General features: G+C 64.5%; 15 protein-coding genes. 5 read left to right on the top strand and 10 right to left on the bottom strand.

The window, feature by feature from the left end:
• Positions 1-25: 25 nt before the first annotated feature.
• Both clpA and clpS read right to left on the bottom strand, forming a co-directional pair.
• Positions 26-2431: an ATP-dependent Clp protease ATP-binding subunit ClpA gene (clpA, locus tag AAFG07_RS19265; protein WP_342728626.1), complete on the bottom strand. Its 2406-nt coding sequence runs from the start codon at positions 2429-2431 to the stop codon at positions 26-28.
• Between the two features lie 259 nt (positions 2432-2690).
• The gene (clpS, locus tag AAFG07_RS19260) at positions 2691-3023 is read right to left on the bottom strand and encodes an ATP-dependent Clp protease adapter ClpS (RefSeq protein ID WP_106318898.1); all 333 of its coding nucleotides are present in this window, start codon (positions 3021-3023) and stop codon (positions 2691-2693) included.
• A gap of 499 nt (positions 3024-3522) precedes the next feature.
• On the opposite strand from clpS, the gene AAFG07_RS19255 reads away from it, so the two are divergent.
• On the top strand, positions 3523-5418 hold the full coding sequence (locus tag AAFG07_RS19255; protein ID WP_342728625.1) for a TadE/TadG family type IV pilus assembly protein: 1896 nt from the start codon (positions 3523-3525) through the stop codon (positions 5416-5418).
• Positions 5419-5491: 73 nt separating this feature from the next.
• On the opposite strand, the gene AAFG07_RS19250 is transcribed toward AAFG07_RS19255, so the two are convergent.
• Positions 5492-5827 (bottom strand): phasin family protein, encoded by a 336-nt coding sequence (locus AAFG07_RS19250; RefSeq protein ID WP_021078275.1) that lies wholly within the window; start codon positions 5825-5827, stop codon positions 5492-5494.
• Between the two features lie 424 nt (positions 5828-6251).
• On the opposite strand from AAFG07_RS19250, the gene AAFG07_RS19245 reads away from it, so the two are divergent.
• On the top strand, positions 6252-8048 hold the full coding sequence (locus tag AAFG07_RS19245) for a D-alanyl-D-alanine carboxypeptidase (protein WP_342728624.1): 1797 nt from the start codon (positions 6252-6254) through the stop codon (positions 8046-8048).
• A 244-nt stretch (positions 8049-8292) separates the two neighbouring features.
• Here the strand turns inward: AAFG07_RS19245 and AAFG07_RS19240 are convergent, their stop codons facing one another.
• On the bottom strand, positions 8293-9012 hold the full coding sequence (locus AAFG07_RS19240) for a DnaJ domain-containing protein (RefSeq protein ID WP_342728623.1): 720 nt from the start codon (positions 9010-9012) through the stop codon (positions 8293-8295).
• Positions 9013-9229: 217 nt separating this feature from the next.
• Here AAFG07_RS19240 and AAFG07_RS19235 point away from each other — a divergent pair, with 217 nt between their 5' ends.
• Positions 9230-9637 carry a DUF302 domain-containing protein gene (locus AAFG07_RS19235; RefSeq protein WP_342728622.1) on the top strand — a complete coding sequence of 136 codons (408 nt, stop codon included), beginning with the start codon at positions 9230-9232 and terminating at the stop codon, positions 9635-9637.
• 13 nt (positions 9638-9650) lie between these two features.
• Here AAFG07_RS19235 and AAFG07_RS19230 read toward each other — a convergent pair whose 3' ends face one another.
• The 4 genes from AAFG07_RS19230 to AAFG07_RS19215 form a co-directional block, all read right to left on the bottom strand.
• The gene (locus AAFG07_RS19230) at positions 9651-10391 is read right to left on the bottom strand and encodes a VWA domain-containing protein (RefSeq protein WP_342728621.1); all 741 of its coding nucleotides are present in this window, start codon (positions 10389-10391) and stop codon (positions 9651-9653) included.
• Between the two features lie 98 nt (positions 10392-10489).
• Positions 10490-11431, bottom strand: a complete 942-nt coding sequence (locus tag AAFG07_RS19225; RefSeq protein WP_342728620.1) for an alpha/beta fold hydrolase — start codon at positions 11429-11431, stop codon at positions 10490-10492.
• Between the two features lie 342 nt (positions 11432-11773).
• Positions 11774-12280, bottom strand: coding sequence for a hypothetical protein (locus AAFG07_RS19220; protein ID WP_342728619.1), 507 nt, complete (start codon positions 12278-12280; stop codon positions 11774-11776).
• Positions 12281-12374: 94 nt separating this feature from the next.
• Entirely contained in the window at positions 12375-13298 is a 924-nt protein-coding gene (locus AAFG07_RS19215; protein WP_342728618.1) for a division plane positioning ATPase MipZ, read from the bottom strand.
• A 289-nt stretch (positions 13299-13587) separates the two neighbouring features.
• Here AAFG07_RS19215 and panC point away from each other — a divergent pair, with 289 nt between their 5' ends.
• Together panC and AAFG07_RS19205 are read left to right on the top strand one after the other, a co-directional pair.
• A complete protein-coding gene (gene panC, locus AAFG07_RS19210; protein ID WP_342728617.1) occupies positions 13588-14439 on the top strand; it encodes a pantoate--beta-alanine ligase in 852 nt (283 codons plus the stop codon).
• 145 nt (positions 14440-14584) lie between these two features.
• Positions 14585-15331: a hypothetical protein gene (locus AAFG07_RS19205; protein ID WP_342728616.1), complete on the top strand. Its 747-nt coding sequence runs from the start codon at positions 14585-14587 to the stop codon at positions 15329-15331.
• A gap of 43 nt (positions 15332-15374) precedes the next feature.
• Here AAFG07_RS19205 and AAFG07_RS19200 read toward each other — a convergent pair whose 3' ends face one another.
• Entirely contained in the window at positions 15375-15815 is a 441-nt protein-coding gene (locus AAFG07_RS19200) for a DUF1489 domain-containing protein (protein WP_028336418.1), read from the bottom strand.
• A 119-nt stretch (positions 15816-15934) separates the two neighbouring features.
• Positions 15935-16885 carry a hypothetical protein gene (locus tag AAFG07_RS19195; protein ID WP_342728615.1) on the bottom strand — a complete coding sequence of 317 codons (951 nt, stop codon included), beginning with the start codon at positions 16883-16885 and terminating at the stop codon, positions 15935-15937.
• Positions 16886-17023 lie beyond the last annotated feature (138 nt).

The raw sequence follows: 17023 nt of genomic DNA, 5'->3' as shown, positions 1-17023 counted from the left end.
CCGGCCTTTTTGATTATGCAGCCCGTCAGGCCTTGACCATCGGCCCCTTTGAGGCCGGCCCCTTGGTGCCGCCTCCGCCGCCACCCGGACCGCCCTTCGGCGGCTTGCGCTTGCGCGGCGGCAGGTTCTCGGGCTTCGGGGTGACCGGGCCCTCGACATATTCGAAGCCGATCTTGTCCTTGTCGGTCGCCTCGTCCTTGACGAGGACGACGCGAACGTGTCCGCCGCCCTTGAGGTGGCCGAACAGAACTTCATCCGCGAGCGGCTTCTTGATGTGCTCCTGGATGATCCGCGCCATCGGACGCGCGCCCATCTGCTCGTCATAGCCGTGCTCGATCAGCCAGGCCTTGGCGGGCTCGGACAGCTCGATCGTGACGTCGCGGTCGGCGAGTTGCGCCTCGAGCTGAAGCACGAACTTCTCGACCACCATGCCGATCACCTCGGCATTGAGGTGCGCGAACGAGACGATCGCATCCAGCCGGTTGCGGAACTCCGGCGCGAACTGCCGGTTGATCGCCTCATGATCGTCGCCTTCCCGCTTCGAGCGGGTGAAGCCGAAGGCCTGCCGCGCCAGGTCAGCCGCGCCCGCATTCGTGGTCATGATCAGGATCACGTTGCGGAAGTTGACCTGCTTGCCGTTATGGTCGGTGAGCCGGCCATGGTCCATGATCTGCAGCAGCACGTTGTAGAGATCCGGATGCGCCTTCTCGATTTCGTCGAGCAGCACCACGCAATGCGGATGCTGGTCCACGCCATCGGTGAGCAGGCCGCCCTGGTCGAAACCGACATAGCCGGGAGGCGCGCCGATCAGGCGCGACACGGTGTGCCGCTCCATGTATTCGGACATGTCGAAGCGCAGCAGCTCGACACCGAGCGACGCCGCGAGTTGCTTGGCCACCTCGGTCTTGCCGACACCGGTCGGACCCGAGAACAAATAGCTGCCGATCGGCTTCTCCGGCTCGCGCAAGCCGGCCCGCGCCAGCTTGATCGACGCCGCCAGCGACTCGATCGCCTTGTCCTGGCCGAACACCGTGCGCTTCAGGGTCTGCTCGAGATGCTTCAGCACCTCGGCATCGTCCTTCGACACGCTCTTCGGCGGGATCCGCGCCATGGTCGCGATCGTGGTCTCGATCTCCTTGATGCCGATCGTCTTCTTGCGCTTGCTCTCGGCGACCAGCATCTGCGCCGCGCCGGACTCGTCGATCACATCGATCGCCTTGTCGGGCAGCTTGCGGTCGTGGATGTAGCGCGACGACAGCTGCACCGCCGCCTCGATCGCCTCATTGGTGTATTTCAGCCGATGGTAATCCTCGAAATAGGGCTTGAGGCCCTTGAGGATCGCGATCGCGTCTTCCACCGTCGGCTCGTTGACGTCGATCTTCTGGAAGCGCCGCACCAGCGCGCGGTCCTTCTCGAAGTGCTGACGATATTCCTTGTAGGTGGTCGAACCCATGCAGCGGATCGTGCCCGAAGCCAGCGCCGGCTTCAGCAGATTGGACGCATCCATCGCGCCGCCGGAAGTGGCGCCGGCGCCGATCACGGTGTGGATCTCGTCGATGAACAGGATGGCGTTCGGATGCGCCTCCAGCTCCTTCAGGACCTGCTTGAGCCGCTCCTCGAAATCGCCGCGGTAGCGGGTGCCCGCGAGCAGCGTGCCCATGTCGAGCGAGAACACGGTCGCGGCCGCCAGCACTTCCGGCACATCGCTGTCGACGATGCGCTTGGCGAGGCCTTCGGCGATCGCGGTCTTGCCGACACCGGCTTCGCCGACGAACAGCGGGTTGTTTTTCTGGCGGCGGCACAGCACCTGGATCGCACGGTTGATCTCGGCATTGCGGCCGATCACCGGATCGATCTTGCCGTCGCGCGCCTTCTTGTTGAGGTTGACGCAATAGGTGTCGAGCGCCTCGCCCTTCTTCTTGGCGTCCTCGTTGCCCTTGGTCTCGGTTTCCTCGTCGACGCCGCGCACCGGCCGTGCCTCGGACACGCCGGGCCGCTTGGCGATGCCGTGGCTGATGTAGTTGACGGCGTCGTAGCGCGTCATGTCCTGCTCCTGCAGGAAATACGCAGCGTGGCTCTCGCGCTCGGCGAAGATCGCGATCAGGACGTTGGCGCCGGTCACTTCCTCGCGACCGGACGACTGGACGTGAATCACCGCGCGCTGGATCACGCGCTGGAACCCAGCGGTCGGCTTCGCGTCGTCGGCGCCATCCGTCACCAGGTTTTCGAATTCGGTCTCGAGATAATTGACGAGGCTGGTCCTCAGCTTGTCGAGATCGACACTGCAGGCCCGCATCACCGCCGCCGCATCCGAGTCATCGATCAGCGACAGCAGAAGGTGTTCGAGCGTCGCGTATTGATGGTGACGCTCGTTCGCGATCGCCAATGCACGATGCAAGGATTGTTCTAGGCTTTGGGAAAAAGTAGGCATTCGCGTCCTCTATGGCCCCCGGCCATCATGATCGCCATTACCGGGTCAGGCAATAACAACCTTCGTGATCGCCATTGATATAGTTACGACGGATCGTGGCGAAAGACCGGTCCCGCGATGATGGTTTTCTTCTAAAATTCAGGCGCCGGGACGTGATCCGGTGGCGCCCCGTGATCATACGGGAACGCCGCTCGCAGCCGTCAAAATGCGCGATGCAAGACCCGTTCCGCTTCCGCGGCAGGTCAATCGTTCCCGCGAACTATTTCTTTTCCATCACACATTGCAGTGGATGCTGATGCTTGCGCGCAAAGTCCATGACTTGCGTCACCTTGGTCTCGGCGATCTCATAGGTAAACACGCCGCACTCACCGATCCCGTGATGGTGAACGTGCAGCATGATCTTGGTCGCCGCCTCGGCGTCCTTGTTGAAGAAGCGTTCCAGCACGTGAACCACGAACTCCATCGGCGTGTAGTCGTCGTTCAGGATCAGGACGCGATACAGGTTCGGGCGCTTGGTCTTCGGCTTGACCTTGGTGATGACCGAGGTCGACGGGCCGCTGCCCGCGCCATTGCGGTTGTCGTCATTGCTCATTTTCGGCACCGGCGCGGCGGACACCGCAGGCATGGCCGAAACCGGCTCGGAGATCGGGACTGTCAACGTGTATCGCAGCATGGCTCAGGCGTTCGAATTCCCCAGGGGAAACCGGTTGGCGATTGGAAGGTGGTCGCGATTGCCGCAAGACTGATCGCGGAACCCCCAGCAATGCTTTCCAGATTGCCGCTCCCGGTCCGATCCGGCGGCCGGATCGACCTCCCGAATATGGGCCTCACGACGCCCTGCCGCAAGCGCTGACCCGCCGCAGCCCACCGGTCCGATTCCCGGCGCGGCAACCCTCGGAAGGTTAATCATTTCTGGCTGATTTGACAAAGGACTGGGGCCTCCAGTTTAGACGGCATTCAGGATAGCCCGCGCTTTTGCCCCGCTTTTTGAGCTTCCGCCGGGCCACCCGCAGGGTTTCCCCGGCCCGATTCACCATCTGTTTAGCCGCGCACGTGGAGATGGCCGCGCAATTCATTTTGACGAGAGTGCCATGCTTGGTTCAGCCATTTCCAATCGCGTTCGCGCGGCTCTCCGCCGGTTTTCCAGGGCAACCGACGGCAATGTCGCGGTGATCTTCACCTTCGCAATGCTGCCGATCCTCGCCTTCGTGGGCGCAGCGGTCGACTATACCCGCGCCAACAACGCTCGCACCGCGATGCAGTCGGCCCTCGATTCCACCGCGCTGATGCTGTCCAAGGATCTGACCATGGGCAACATCACGGCCGCGCAGATCCCGAACAAGGCACAGACCTATTTCAACAGCCTCTTCACCAACAAGGACGGCCAAGGCATTTCCGTCTCGGCCGCCTATACGACCCCGACCGCGAACACTGCCGCGACCATTCTCCTGAGCGGGTCCGGCTACATCAACACCTATTTCATGAAGTTTGCCGATCTGTCCCACGGCAATTTCCAGAAAATGAATTTCGGTACCTCGACCACCACCACCTGGGGCAACGTCAAGATGCGCGTCGCCCTCGCCCTCGATAACACGGGATCGATGAGCCAGAACGGCAAGATTACCGCGCTGCGAAACGCGGTGGCCGGAACCGGCGGCCTGATCGACCAGCTCAGCGCGCTCAGCAAGAACAACGGCGACGTCTACATCTCCGTCATCCCGTTCGCCAAGGTCGTCAATCTCGGCGCCAGCAACTATGGCCAGAACTACATCGACTGGACCGACTGGCTCAATCCTCCGACCGCGCAGCCGAACAACGGCAGCACCCAGGCCACCCTGCCGATGAACTGGCATGCGGTGGGACCGGGTGCACGATGCCCCTGGACCAACGGCAACGGCGGCTTCACCTGCACGAAGGGCCCGACCAATTCGTCCAACACGACCTACATCCCCTCGAGCGGGACCTATTCGGGCTACATTTGCCCGAGCGTCGATTACAATTCGCACACGCTCTACAATGGCTGCTGGGTCAGCACGCCAGCCGGCACGGGCGTATTCTGCACCGGCTCAAGCTCGTGCGCCTGTCCCACGGATTCCACGGGCTACGCTGTAAGCGGCTGCAGCTGCGGCACCAAGAACGGCGTCTATTCGTGCTCCGGCAATCTGTATACCCACGACTGGACGCAGCCGGGCCCCAACGACACCGTGGACAACAAGAACCAGCCGCGGGTCACCGCCGTCGTCGGATGGACCAACAACCAATGGACCTCGACCAACAAGACGCCAACCGTGGTGAACAACTGGCAGCAGCCCTCCACCAATCCCATCAGCACATGGACGGGCTGCATCACCGACCGCACCCAGCCGAACGATGCGACCGGCGTACTGCCGACGACATCCGACGTCACCACGATGTTCCCGGCCAACGAGTACTATGAAAACGGCACGGCCTATTGCAACAGCAACGTCTCGACGCCGCTCGAGCCGATCATTCCGCTGAGCTACAACTGGAGCGCGCTCAAGACCGCGGTCAACGCGATGCAGCCGACCGGCGGCACCGACCAGTCGGTCGGCCTCGCCTGGGCGTGGCAGTCCCTTCTGGTGGGCGGTCCGCTGAACGCGCCGGCGGAGGACTCCAACACCACCTACAACCGCGTCATCATCATTCTTTCCGACGGTCTGAACACCGAGGATCGCTGGCCCGACTACGGCGACGGCAGCAGCCAGGCATCCGGCAATCCGATCGATGCACGGCAGACCCTGCAGTGCCAGAATCTGCAGGCCGCGAAGGATTCCAATGGTGCGCCGATGTACACGATCTACGCGATCCAGGTGAACACCAGCTCGCCCGCCGATCCGACCTCGACCGTCCTGAAGAACTGCGCCAGCAGCCCCGACAAGTTCTTCATGCTGACCAGCTCGACCCAGATCCTGACGACGTTCAACACGATCGGAACCGCGCTCAGCAAGCTGCGGCTGGCGAAATAACCGCCCGCTTCAGGCGCAACAAAAAAGCCCGGCCGAAACGGCCGGGCTTTTCGTTTGTCTTGATTAGCGGCGCTTACTGAGCGGGCGCGAACTTCGAGACCAGGCCCTCATAGGGCTTGAAGGTCTGCTTGGCGCAGTCGCTGTACAGGCCGGCGATCTTCTGCGATTCCGCGACGAAGGTCTCGTAGGACGAACGCAGGTACTCGGTCTGCGCCTCGAGCGCCTTGTCCAGCGACTTCACGCCCGACAGCTTCTCGACGAACGACTTGGTGTCCTCAAACGACTTCTTGGCGTAGTCGCCATAGGCGGTGGCGATCGCCTGGACGCCGCTCTGCAGGTTGTTCGCAGACGCAGTGACGGACTCGAAATGCTCTTTGCCGTAGTTCTGAATGTCTTCGATCTTGACCATGGATTGGAATTCCTTTTCCCAGACTTGAAGGCGCAAATTCCCATTGCCGGGAAGCTCCCGGCCCCCTGACAACGATCGGAATATCGCATCGCACAATAAAGTCAACAAATATTGTGCGACGCACAACGACATTTGCCCGAATCCTGAGCATTTGCGATAAACCCCGGGGGACTACGCAACGGTTGCTTAATCTTTTGGAAACTCGGTCCGCCTAACCTGATTCCTGGACTTTGTTCGCCTTCCGACGGACAGCCTTGAAAGCTGTTTGTGAACAACACCTTAGCTAGAAGAGCGACCTGAGCCGCCACGAGGGCCGATGGTTCTGCCCGAAGTGGTCTGTTGCGCAGGCAAGGATCGACGGCCGCCGGGCACAATTTCGCCTCACGAGCCAGTGATCTAGATAGAAATTGGGACGGGGAAGTAGATGCTTCGAACAACCTTGGCCTCCTCGCGGGCGCTGCGAGTTGGCGTTCTTGGGCTCGTTACCGTCACGACGGCGATCCTGATCACCAGTGATAGCGCGGAGGCGCGCCGTCACCGGCGCCACACCGCCCGTCACCATCACAGCGAGCCCGCGCGCGAAAGCTACAGCCCGCAATTCGCGACGATCATCGTCGACGGCAACACCGGCTCGGTGCTGACATCGAACAGTCCCGACGGCCTGCGGCACCCCGCCTCGCTCACCAAGATCATGACGCTCTATCTGCTGTTCGAGCGCCTCGATTCCGGAAAGATGAAGCTCGACACCGAGATGCCGGTTTCCGAGCACGCCTCCGAGCAGGACCCGACCAAGCTCGGCCTGCGGCCCGGCCAGACCATCAGGGTCGAAGACGCCATCAAGGGTCTCGTCACCCGCTCCGCCAATGACGCCGCAGTCGTGATCGCTGAGGCGATCGGCGGCAGCGAAGACGACTTCGCCCGGATGATGACCCGCAAGGCCCGCGCGCTCGGCATGAGCCGGACCACCTATCGCAACGCCTCAGGCCTGCCCAACGACGAGCAGATCACCACCGCGCGCGATCAATCGACGCTCGGTCGCGCCATCCAGGATCGTTTCCCGCGCTACTATCGCTACTTCTCGACCACGGCGTTCAATTTCCGCGGCCACACGATCACCGGTCACAATCGCCTGCTCGGCAGCGTCGAAGGCGTCGACGGCATCAAGACCGGTTACACCCGCGCCTCCGGCTTCAACCTCGTGACCTCGATCCACCGTGGCAATCGCTTCCTGGTCGGCGTCGTACTTGGCGGACGCAGCGGCGGCTCCCGCGACGCCATCATGCGCAACCTCCTGGCCGAGAACATCGGCAAGGGCGCGACCACCCGCACGGCCGCCGCGATCACCGAGCGCAACCCGGCCGACGCCAATATCGAGGTTGCCGATGCCGACAGCGGCCGCAGCGCGGACACCGCGCCGGTCGCAGCGTCGGAGCCCGCCGCGGCAGCCGTCGCGGTGCAGGCGCCCCGCCCGGCCAGCAAGCCCTCGCTGATGGCAGCCGTCGCCGCCGCCCTGCCGCCGCCCCCGGCGAAGCCTGAGCCGCAGGCCAAGCCCGAGCCGGCCCCGCTGACCTCAGGCGTGATCCAGACCCAGCCGATCGCCGCGATCCCCGGCTCGGCCGAACCGATGAAGCCGGTCAAGGTGAAGACCGTGCAGGTCAAGGCCGGCCAGATCAAGCTTGCCGCCGCCGGCCCGGCGCAGTCCGCGCCCCCGATCACCAGCACCATCCCGTCGCGCGGCGAAGTTCCCGAGACCTCCAATGCGATGATGGCGCGGGCTGCCGAGACCACGAGGCCCGAGATGCCGCCGCAGCCGGCGAACTTCGGCACCGGCAACGGCATCCTCGGCGTGCTGCCGGCCTCGTCCGTCCATGCACCGGCCGCCGTCGCGGCGCCGCAGGCGGTGGCCTCGATCGAACCGACGACCCGCAGCCTGCAGGCCGCGCCGCAGACCAGCGTCGTCAAGCCAGGCGCCGCGCATTCCGGCTGGATCATCCAGGTTGGCGCGCTCGAGTCCGAAGGCGAGGCCAACAAGCGTATCGACCTCGCGCGCAGCTCGGCCCGCGGCCTCCTCAGCAAGGCAGACCCGTTCACCGAGGTCGTGGCCAAGGACAATCGCAAGCTCTACCGCGCCCGCTTTGCCGGCCTCGAGCGCGATCAGGCGGAAGCTGCGTGCAAGACGCTGAAGCGCGCCGAGATCTCCTGCATCACCGTTCGCAACTGATCGACGCGATCGTCTGATTTCAAAGGGCCGGCGCCGCAAGCGCCGGCCCTTTTGCTTGGCGGGCCGCCGCGCCAACGACCGGCCTTTCCGCGCGCGGCGCAACCATGAGAACTTCTCGTCAATATTTTACGGTTAAGTTTTCCCGAAAGAACGATCGGCCACGCCGGACAGCGGCGGGCCACACGGGGCATCAATCAGAAGCGGAAGGCAGCTCTCGGCTGTGGCGTCAGTGGCGTAGCCGGAGTTAGAGATGCGTGCGAAGCAGAGTATCCTTGGCCTCGTTCACACGGGCAGCGAGATACGTCGAGCCCCCCTGGTCGGGATGGAGTTTCTTCATCAGGGTGCGGTGAGCCCGGCCGATGTCGTCACGCGACGCTCCCGGCTGCAGGCCAAGGATCTGATAGGCCTCCTCGTTCGTCATTTTGCCACTCGTCGCCGCGCGGCCCTGCCCCCCTGTCCGGTCGCCCTGTGCGTCCTGACGCCAGGCGGGAAAGCGGCGGTCCAGATAGCTTTCAAGTAGCGCGACGCTTTCGGCGTCGAAGCTCGGGACCATCGCCAGAAGCTGCGACAGGTCGAACTCGTCGAGCATGTGGCCGGCCTGCGGTCCCGCCACGATCTGGCCCTTGAGCACGCCGCTGTCGTGATCGAGGCTCATGTCGAGATATTGCGAGCGCACCCGCGAGCTTTGTCCCTGATTGCGCGAACCGCCGAACATGCCGCCGAAATTGGGAAAGCCGGTGCTCCCGAACGGCGACCAGCCGAGCAATCCGGCGCCGAAGATGCCGAGCGGGATTGCCACTGCCAGTTCGCCCCGCACGCCGGTGAAGGCCGCAACGGCAAGCGCGAGCACGCCGCCACCGATCTTGATCGCACGCGCAAGCACGGCAGGATTGGCCGCACGAAACATCTGCAGTGCGGAGTAAAGGATGACAATTGCGACGACGCCGGCGATCAGGGTTGGCATGCGCGGAATATAGGCGGCCCGGCGGCAAAAAGCATGCGAAGCTTCGTCTCACTGGAGCGTGAAGCGCCTAAAGCGCGATGAGATCCGGTAGACTCGTCATCGCGCTTTAGCTCCTTGTTTGAGCATGATCTTTTCGGAAAACCGCTGGATCATGCTTTGGCGTGGCGCCGCCCCCTGCGACTGAGTAGCTTGCGGCAACGGCGCTGGAGGACGCTTGATGGCGATTGACGGACTGATCAGCCTTCGCAGCCAAGTCGGGCCGAAGCAAACCGCGGACCGGCTCAAGGCCGAATTGCAGGCGCGCGGGCTGACCTTGTTCGCGCAGATCGATCATGCCGCGGGCGCCGCCGGTGCCGGGCTTACGCTCCGTCCGACCGAACTGTTCGTGTTTGGCAATGCCAAGGGCGGCACGCCGTTGATGCAGGCTGCGCAGACCATCGGGATCGATCTGCCGCTCAAGGCGCTGGTCTGGCAGGACGAAGCCGGCGACTGCTGGCTCTCCTACAATGATCCGGCCTGGCTCGCCGAACGGCATGGCTTCGCGGAAGCGACCGGACAGGTCACAGCCAACATGTCGGCGCTGCTCGCCACGATTGCCAAAGCCGTGACGTCGGGCGGAGCCTGACGCGCCAAGCGGCCTATTTCATCTGGCCGATCAGCCTGGCCGCGCCGCTCGTCGTCTTCGCCAGTTGCAGCAGCGCCTCGCGGCCGCCGGCAGCATAGGCTGCGGCGGCGCGCAGCAGCTCGCGGAGTTGTGCCGCCGCGCCGGGATCGAACCTGCACCATGCGCCGCCGGTCAGCCGCGCGATCTCGCGGAACGTCTGCTCGGCAGTTGCGTCCGCGCCCTCCTGGAACATGAAGACCGGCACCTTGAGCAGGCCGAGCTCTCCGGCGCTTGCGCACAGCGCGTCGGCGTTCTCCTCCATCGCGTCGCCCACGAACACGAGCGCGCGCACGGCTGCCGCAACCGCCTCGCGGCGCGTCTCCGACAGCACCTTGCCGATCTGGGTATTGCCGCCCTGGCAGTCGATCTTGCTCATCAGCCGCGCGAGCTGCGCGCTGTCGGAGATCCAGCCCGACGCGCGGCACTCGTTGAAGCCGCGATAGTAGACGAGGCGGATATCCAAGCTGCCGAGCGAGCCGGCCTCGCGGAACATGTCCGCTTGCAGCGTGCATGCCATGTCCCATGTCGGCTGCCGGCTCATCGTGGCGTCGAGCGCGAACACCAGCCTGCCGCGTGCGCCGGCGCGATGCGGCGACATCGCGCGCGCCTTTGCCACGAACGCGGCGATGTCATTGGCGCTCGACGCCGGCACGCCAGGCGCATCGGCCGGGCGCACGTCGCTTCCGGATGTCGGTTTGATCGTCTTGCCAGCCATCAGCGCTTGCCTCGTACAGCAAACACTATGTGGGCCGCGGCATCGGATTGGTCAACGTGACGCGCCCGCCGGCCCGGATCGAATCCCGGGCGGCCCTGTCAGTTCGTGACCGACGGATCCTTCTTGGTCTCGGTCTTGGTCAGCGAGAGCGACTTCTTGACCTTCTCGCCGAAGGTCAGGGGCTTCTCGACCGGCACGTAGAGCGAGACGGGACCCGGCTCCAGAATCTTCAGCGGCGCATTCCTGGTATCGACCGCCGCAACATCGCTGTCGGTGTCGGCCAGGAATTTATCGAGCATCGCCTGGATCGAGTCCTTGGCCTTCTCGGGTCCGGTGTCCCGCATGTCGTTGTGCTGGAAGTTGGTGTTCACAACGGTGATGCCGGCCTTCTCGCACTCCTCCTCGTCCGGCACCACGCCCGGATCGGGCTTGAAGTGCTGATCGTGCGACCGGAACGAGAGGATCTTGAACTTGCCGTCGGTCATGAACGGCACGCGAAGATTGTCCAGCGTGACGACCTTCTTGATCTCGTCCGGATACTGCTTGGCGAAATACATCGCGATGTCGCCGCCATTGGAATGGCCGACCATCGTCAGCTTGCTGTAGTCCGCGTTCGGCTGAAGCTTCTTCATCTCCTCGATCGCGAATTTGATGTTGGTGATGCCGCGCTGATACTGCGGCAGGCGCCCGACATAGAGCTCGCCGACCTTGGTCACCATCGGTCCATCCGACGGCAGGTCGTTCTGAATGCTGATGGTCAGATAGCCGCGCGCCGCGAACACATTCGCGAGGAAGGAATATTCGGTAAATTTGACGGTATTGCCATGATTGAGGATCGCAACCGGGAGCTTGATCATGCCGGCGTCGGCCTGCATCTCCTTGTCGAAGCGCACGGCAACGTCGACCGCGACCGGCCGCTCATCGCGGGTAGGATCCTTGAACATGAGAGTTTCGTGACGGATCGCCCACTTGCTCGCGGTGAAATACGCACCCGTGATCACTACGGAGAGCGAAAGCAGAACGAGAATTCCACGCTTCATGACGTCCTCGAGGTGCCCGCCTTTACAGGGCGATTTTGGTCGGAGGCTCTTCGGCCTCCTTGTGAGAATATATGTCACAGCGCCGTGACAGGAAGTCCAAATATTGTGGCTTCGGTGGCATAACGTTGTGCGCTGCACCTATAGTTTGTGCAGATGCACACGCCTTACCGCGACGGCTCGTGCTTCTCCTCTCCCCTTTGACGTGAGTTCCCAAGGTTGCGTTCGAGCCTTGGATCGCTCTTGGATCGCTCTTGGATCGACGTTGAGGAGAAACTGGATTTCGGCTGCTTTGTTCCGGCTTTTTGGCCGTGGTGTGGCCGAAATCACCGGAAAACCACGGATTCAACCGATTTCGGTGTAAATAATCAGCTTCAGGCCGGGATCGTCGTTGGCCTGGAAGCTGGCGTACTCAAAATTGAGCCGACCGCGCCTGGGATGGCTCAGCACCTTCCGACCGGCAACGCTGCTGCTGACGTCATGGGTTCCCCACCAGGCCTCGAACTCGGGACAGCCCTGGCGGACCCTCGCCAGCAGGTCGACGAAGGCGGGGTCCCCGGCCCACAGGTCGTGAGTCCTGCGGAACTGCGCCACCATCCTGCGCGCCTCCTCGGCCCAGCCTGCGGCAAACAGCCGGCGGGTCTCGGGATTGGTCAGCATGCAGATCAGAGTATTGCGCTCGCTCGCGGGCAGGCGGCCGAAGGCGCAACCCACCGCCGGCATTGCTATGACCCGGCTCCATTCGAAGCTGGTAATGCCCAGGGGCTCAAACAACGCGGTGCGCGCAAATTCGTCGAGCGGATGTCCGGTCGCCTTGCGGACGATGGGGGACATGAACTGGCGTCGTTCCATTCGATCCCCCGTTCATCGCCTTGCGACCGGCACACCAATCGTCTGGAGAATCTGCCCGATGCCGGGCCGCCACCGGGACTGCCGGCCTCAAGGCCTAGCTGCCGATGATGTCGTCGACTTCCAGCGGCTTGTCGACCTGGCTGAACCATTCGGCCCGGTTGGCGGCGCGGCGGCGGCCGCGCTCATCGAGCGGCAGCTTGAGCTGGCGCAACAGACCCATCACCTCCTCGCGGGCGGTGACGTGCCCGAGGCTCGGGCGGGTGCCGAGCGTCGCCTCGTCGATGTCGTCGAGCGCCGTCAGCCCGCGCGGGAAGAATTCGCGGTAGACCACCCGCTCGGCAAAGCCGTCGACCGAACGGAACCCGAGCCGCAGCGACAGCTGCTTCAAGCCGTCGGCGACCAGCTGCTTGTTGCGCGAGCCGAGCATCGACAGCCGGTTGCGCACCACGATCCAGTCGGTCGAGGCGCCGTCGAGCTGGCGGCGCTTGCGTCTGGTGTCGCGCACCATCTCCGCGTAATGGCTCTCGCCGACCACCGCATAGGTCGCGGGATCGACGGTGCCCAGCACGTCGAAATCGAGGAAGCTGTCGTTGATCGGCGTCACCAGCGTATCGGCCATCGAATGCGCGAGCCGCATCAGGTAGCTGTCCGAGCCCGGGGTATCGATGACGATGAAATCATAGGCACGTTCCACCGCGCTCACGGCGGCCATGAACTGCTGGAATTCGGCGTTCTCGTTCTCCTCGATCTGCATCGTCTCGCCGTACTTGATGCAATAATGCGCAGGGAGTTCGAGATCGAGCCCGGAGCGCCGCGCCCAGGCCTGGCGATTGCTGATGTAGCGGGTGAAACTCTGCTGGCGGCAGTCGAGATCGATGCTGGCAACGCGCTGTCCGGCCTTCAGGAGCGCGACGGCGATATGCAGGGCGGTGGTCGACTTGCCCGAACCGCCCTTCTCGTTCCCCAGCACCACGACATGTGCGGAGCCGGATTGACCCTGACTAGCCTGCACCAACATGATTCAATCCCCGCAATGATCTTCAAATCGCGCACGGCTGCGGTCAAGTGAAATGCATCACTGCGCAAGGAAATCAATTGCAGGCGCCCTTAATGATGAATCGAGCGCGCAAGCCGGCTGCGTCGATCGGCGGCACGCGGCCTGCGATCCATGCGCGTGCGAGATCGGGTAATGCTTGCGCGGCGGTTTGCCGATAACGGTTCGGACTTGGTAAGCTCCGCCACCTGCCGAACGCCAAACGTTCCACCTGGATTCCCCCCACCCAGCTTGCCCCACGAGTCGAGACCAGATGCCGAGAAATCCCACCGTCGTCCGTACCGTCCCCGCCCTTCGTCGCGCCGTCGACACCCTGCGCGCCAAGAAGGCGACCGTCGCGCTGGTCCCGACCATGGGAGCGCTCCATGACGGCCATGTGTCGCTGGTGCGGCTGGCCAAGCGTCGCGCCAAGCGGGTCGTCGTCTCGATCTTCGTCAATCCGACCCAGTTCGCGCCGACCGAAGATTTCGGTTCGTATCCGCGCACCTGGAAGGAAGACGTCGCCAAGCTCGCCGCCGAAGGCGTCGACCTGATCTGGCATCCCGAGGTGAAGGCGATGTACCCCGACGGCTTCGCCACAAGGATCGTGCCGGAGGGACCGGCCACCGCCGGTTTGGAGGATCGCTTCCGGCCGCATTTCTTCGGCGGCGTCGCCACCGTGGTCGGCAAGCTGTTCACCCAAGTCCGGCCCGACGTTGCGATCTTCGGCGAGAAAGACTTTCAGCAGCTTCGGGTCGTGACCCAGATGGCCGCGGACCTCGACCTCGGCGTCAAGGTGATCGGATCGAAGACGGTGCGCGAACGCGACGGCCTCGCGATGTCCTCGCGCAACGTCTACCTCTCGGCGGAGGAACGGCGCGCGGCTCCCGAGCTCAACCGTGTGATGAAGCAAGCGGCGGGCCGCCTGCGCGCCGGCGAGGACGCCGCGACCGCAATGGCCGCCGGCGCTGCTGAGATCACCAAGGCCGGCTTCGTGCTGGATTATTTCGAGGTCCGCCACGCCGGCTCGCTGGCGCCGATCGGCTCGCTGAAGGACGGTCCGATGCGGATGCTTGTGGCGGCAAGGATCGGCAGCACGCGCCTGATCGATAACATCGCGGTCTAAGGCTGGATCGGGACAAGTGTGAAGCGGTTCACGCGCAAACCGGATGCGAGCCTGTAATGAGAGCCCGGCCTCATCCGTGCGGCCGGGTCGTGCTTGCGCCGCGCCCGTGACGCATGGATGATCGCCCCTTTCAGAGGCGATCGGAATGGTCAGTTATTTCAGGCAAGGCATTGTTCTCGGCATCGCGCTACTGGCCATCAGTGTCGCGCAGGCGCAAACCCGGCCGCCGGTCGGCGGGGTCATTTCCGCACCCGGCGCGATGATCTTCTACGTCGCGCATGGTGCGCCCGATGCCTGCGGCCCGGGCTGCTCGGACTGGATCGCCGCCGAGGGCGCCGTGCAATGGGACACCTACAAGCGCCTGTTGGCGATCCTCGACCGGCAGGGCGGACGAAAGCTTCCGGTGGTGATCAACATCAAGGGCGAGTCCAACCTCAACGTCGCCTCCAGCCTCGGCCGGATCCTGCGCGACCGCGGGGTGGATACCGCGGTCGCGGCGACCGAGGTCGAGGTCTGCAACGGCAAGCCCGAGGAGGAGTGCTTTGCGCTCAAGCGGCCCGGCGGCCCGCTGGACGCCAAGGAGAAGCCGTCCAGCATTGCCTGCGATCTTGCCTGCGTGCTGGTGCTGTCGGGCGGCGTGCATCGCAGCCTGCCGGCGGGCAGCCGCGTGGTGCTGAGCGGCATGGCGATCCACAACCGGCTCGCGCCGAACGTCTCGGCCGAGCATCGCGAAAGCCTGACCTCGATCTTCACCGACCAGTTCCGGCGCTATCTCGGCGAGATGGGGATCGATCACGAACTGCTCGACGTTGCGGTCCGCAACGCCGGCGGCGGCCGCTATGTCGAGATCCCGGCGTCCGAATGGGGCCGGCTGCATCTCGTGACGCAGTGATCCGCGCCAGCCGTCTTCCGATTGCTCACAGCAATCCGATGGCTCACAGCAATCCGAGGTCGCGCAACTCGCGGCGCATGGGTTCCGGCATCGACGCCACGCTGGCTGCGCTCGACTTGGTGAGATCTGCGGGCGCGGAGTCCGCGGTCAGATAGCGCCAGCCCTGGAACGGCCGCATCGGCCGCGGCGAGACGGCGATCACCTTGGGCTGCATCACCAGCCGGCAGCGTCCGATGCCGTCCTTGTCGCGGAACGGCTCGATCGCGATGATCTTCTCGCGTGCGGCGATCTCGCCACGGATCACCCAATACAGCGAACCGCCGGCGAGGATCTCCTCCTCGCGCTTCGGCGTCATCCGCGTGATGTGGACGTGACGGAGCGGCAGGCCTTTTTTCTTCGCGGTCGCCATCCGTTCGGCGACCCAGCCCTTGAGTTCCTTGACCGAGTCGCAACCGACGGCAAGCTTGATGAGATGAAGCGGCATGCGCCGGATGTAGCGGCCGGCGCGCGCTTTGGAAAGGGAGCGATAGCAGCGGCAGTGGATATCGGGATTTACCACCCGGAACGGTGCAAGGACGGCGGCTCAAGCCGCCGTCGTCAGGCTCATTCCTGGTTCGCGGCCGCCGGCGCACTCGCCGCGGCAGGTGGTGGTGGTGGCGCTGGCGCCGCAGCCGGCGCGATCTGGACCGGACGCTTCGCTGCGGGGGGGCGCTTCGGGGCTGCGGGCGGTGCGGCGGCGGCGCGTGCGGCCGGCGGCTGGGCCGCTGCGGCCGGCTTCGCCGGTTCGGGCGTCATGATGCTGACCGGCGGCGTCGACGACGCGCTCGGAAACTCCGCATTGGTCGGCTTGCCGGTGGGCAACGACTGCGGCAGCGCCGCGACCAGGCCGGAGGCGGCCGACGCCTGCGCGCCGCCCGGAGCGTTCCAGGACGCCGCGTAGCGCGTGACCAGGTTCTCGTAGGTCCGCTCGTTCATGTTGTTGATGATCTGATGGTTGTCGCCCAGCGAGCGGAACGCGGGGCACGCGGTCGGCGTGCAGTGGTCTCGCGCCATCAGTGCGTAGGCCACGAGACCGTAGCGGTCGTGCTCGATGGCGCGGCGCAGCGCCTGCAACTCGGTAGTCGAATTGCGCTCCGCGGTTGCGAGGTCGCCGAGCGCGGTCAGGCGCGAAATCTGCGCCGCCGCATAGCTGACTGCCGCTGCGGCTGTGTCAGACGAACCGAACAGCACCTTCTCGCAGGCATTGAGAACGGCATCTCCAGCGAGGTCGTCGACGCAGGCCAGCGCCGGCGCGGTCTGGCTGGTGAATTGCGCCGTCCGTGTGTCGGCGGGCGCCGCCTGCCCGCCCGGCCCGAAGCCGCGGATCGTGGCAGCGACCGCAACCGCGATCGACAGCAGCGTGATGACGGTCAGCGCGCCGTTGGCGACGGACTTTTCCGCGCGCAGCAGCGTGACCAGTACGACGATCCCAAAGAAGCCCGCCGCAGCCAGCGTCAGCCACATCGGGAAGGTCGGTGAGCGCCAGATCTGATCCAGCGAGGAAGCCCAATTCATGCGCGATGTCCCTCAACACAGCGTAAGCACAGCCGGCGACGCCGAACGCCGCCATCCCGACGTCCAACCTTCAGCACAATGGGTCTGCGAACAGGGCCTTTTGACGGCGACGGCGCGGAACCCGCTCCAGCCACCGGC

The sequence above is a fragment of the Bradyrhizobium sp. B097 genome (genome assembly GCF_038957035.1).
In the GTDB taxonomy this organism is placed as follows: Bacteria; Pseudomonadota; Alphaproteobacteria; order Rhizobiales; family Xanthobacteraceae; genus Bradyrhizobium.
The sequence above is the reverse complement of the archived record's forward strand: the minus strand, read 5'-3'. Positions and strand labels throughout refer to the sequence as shown.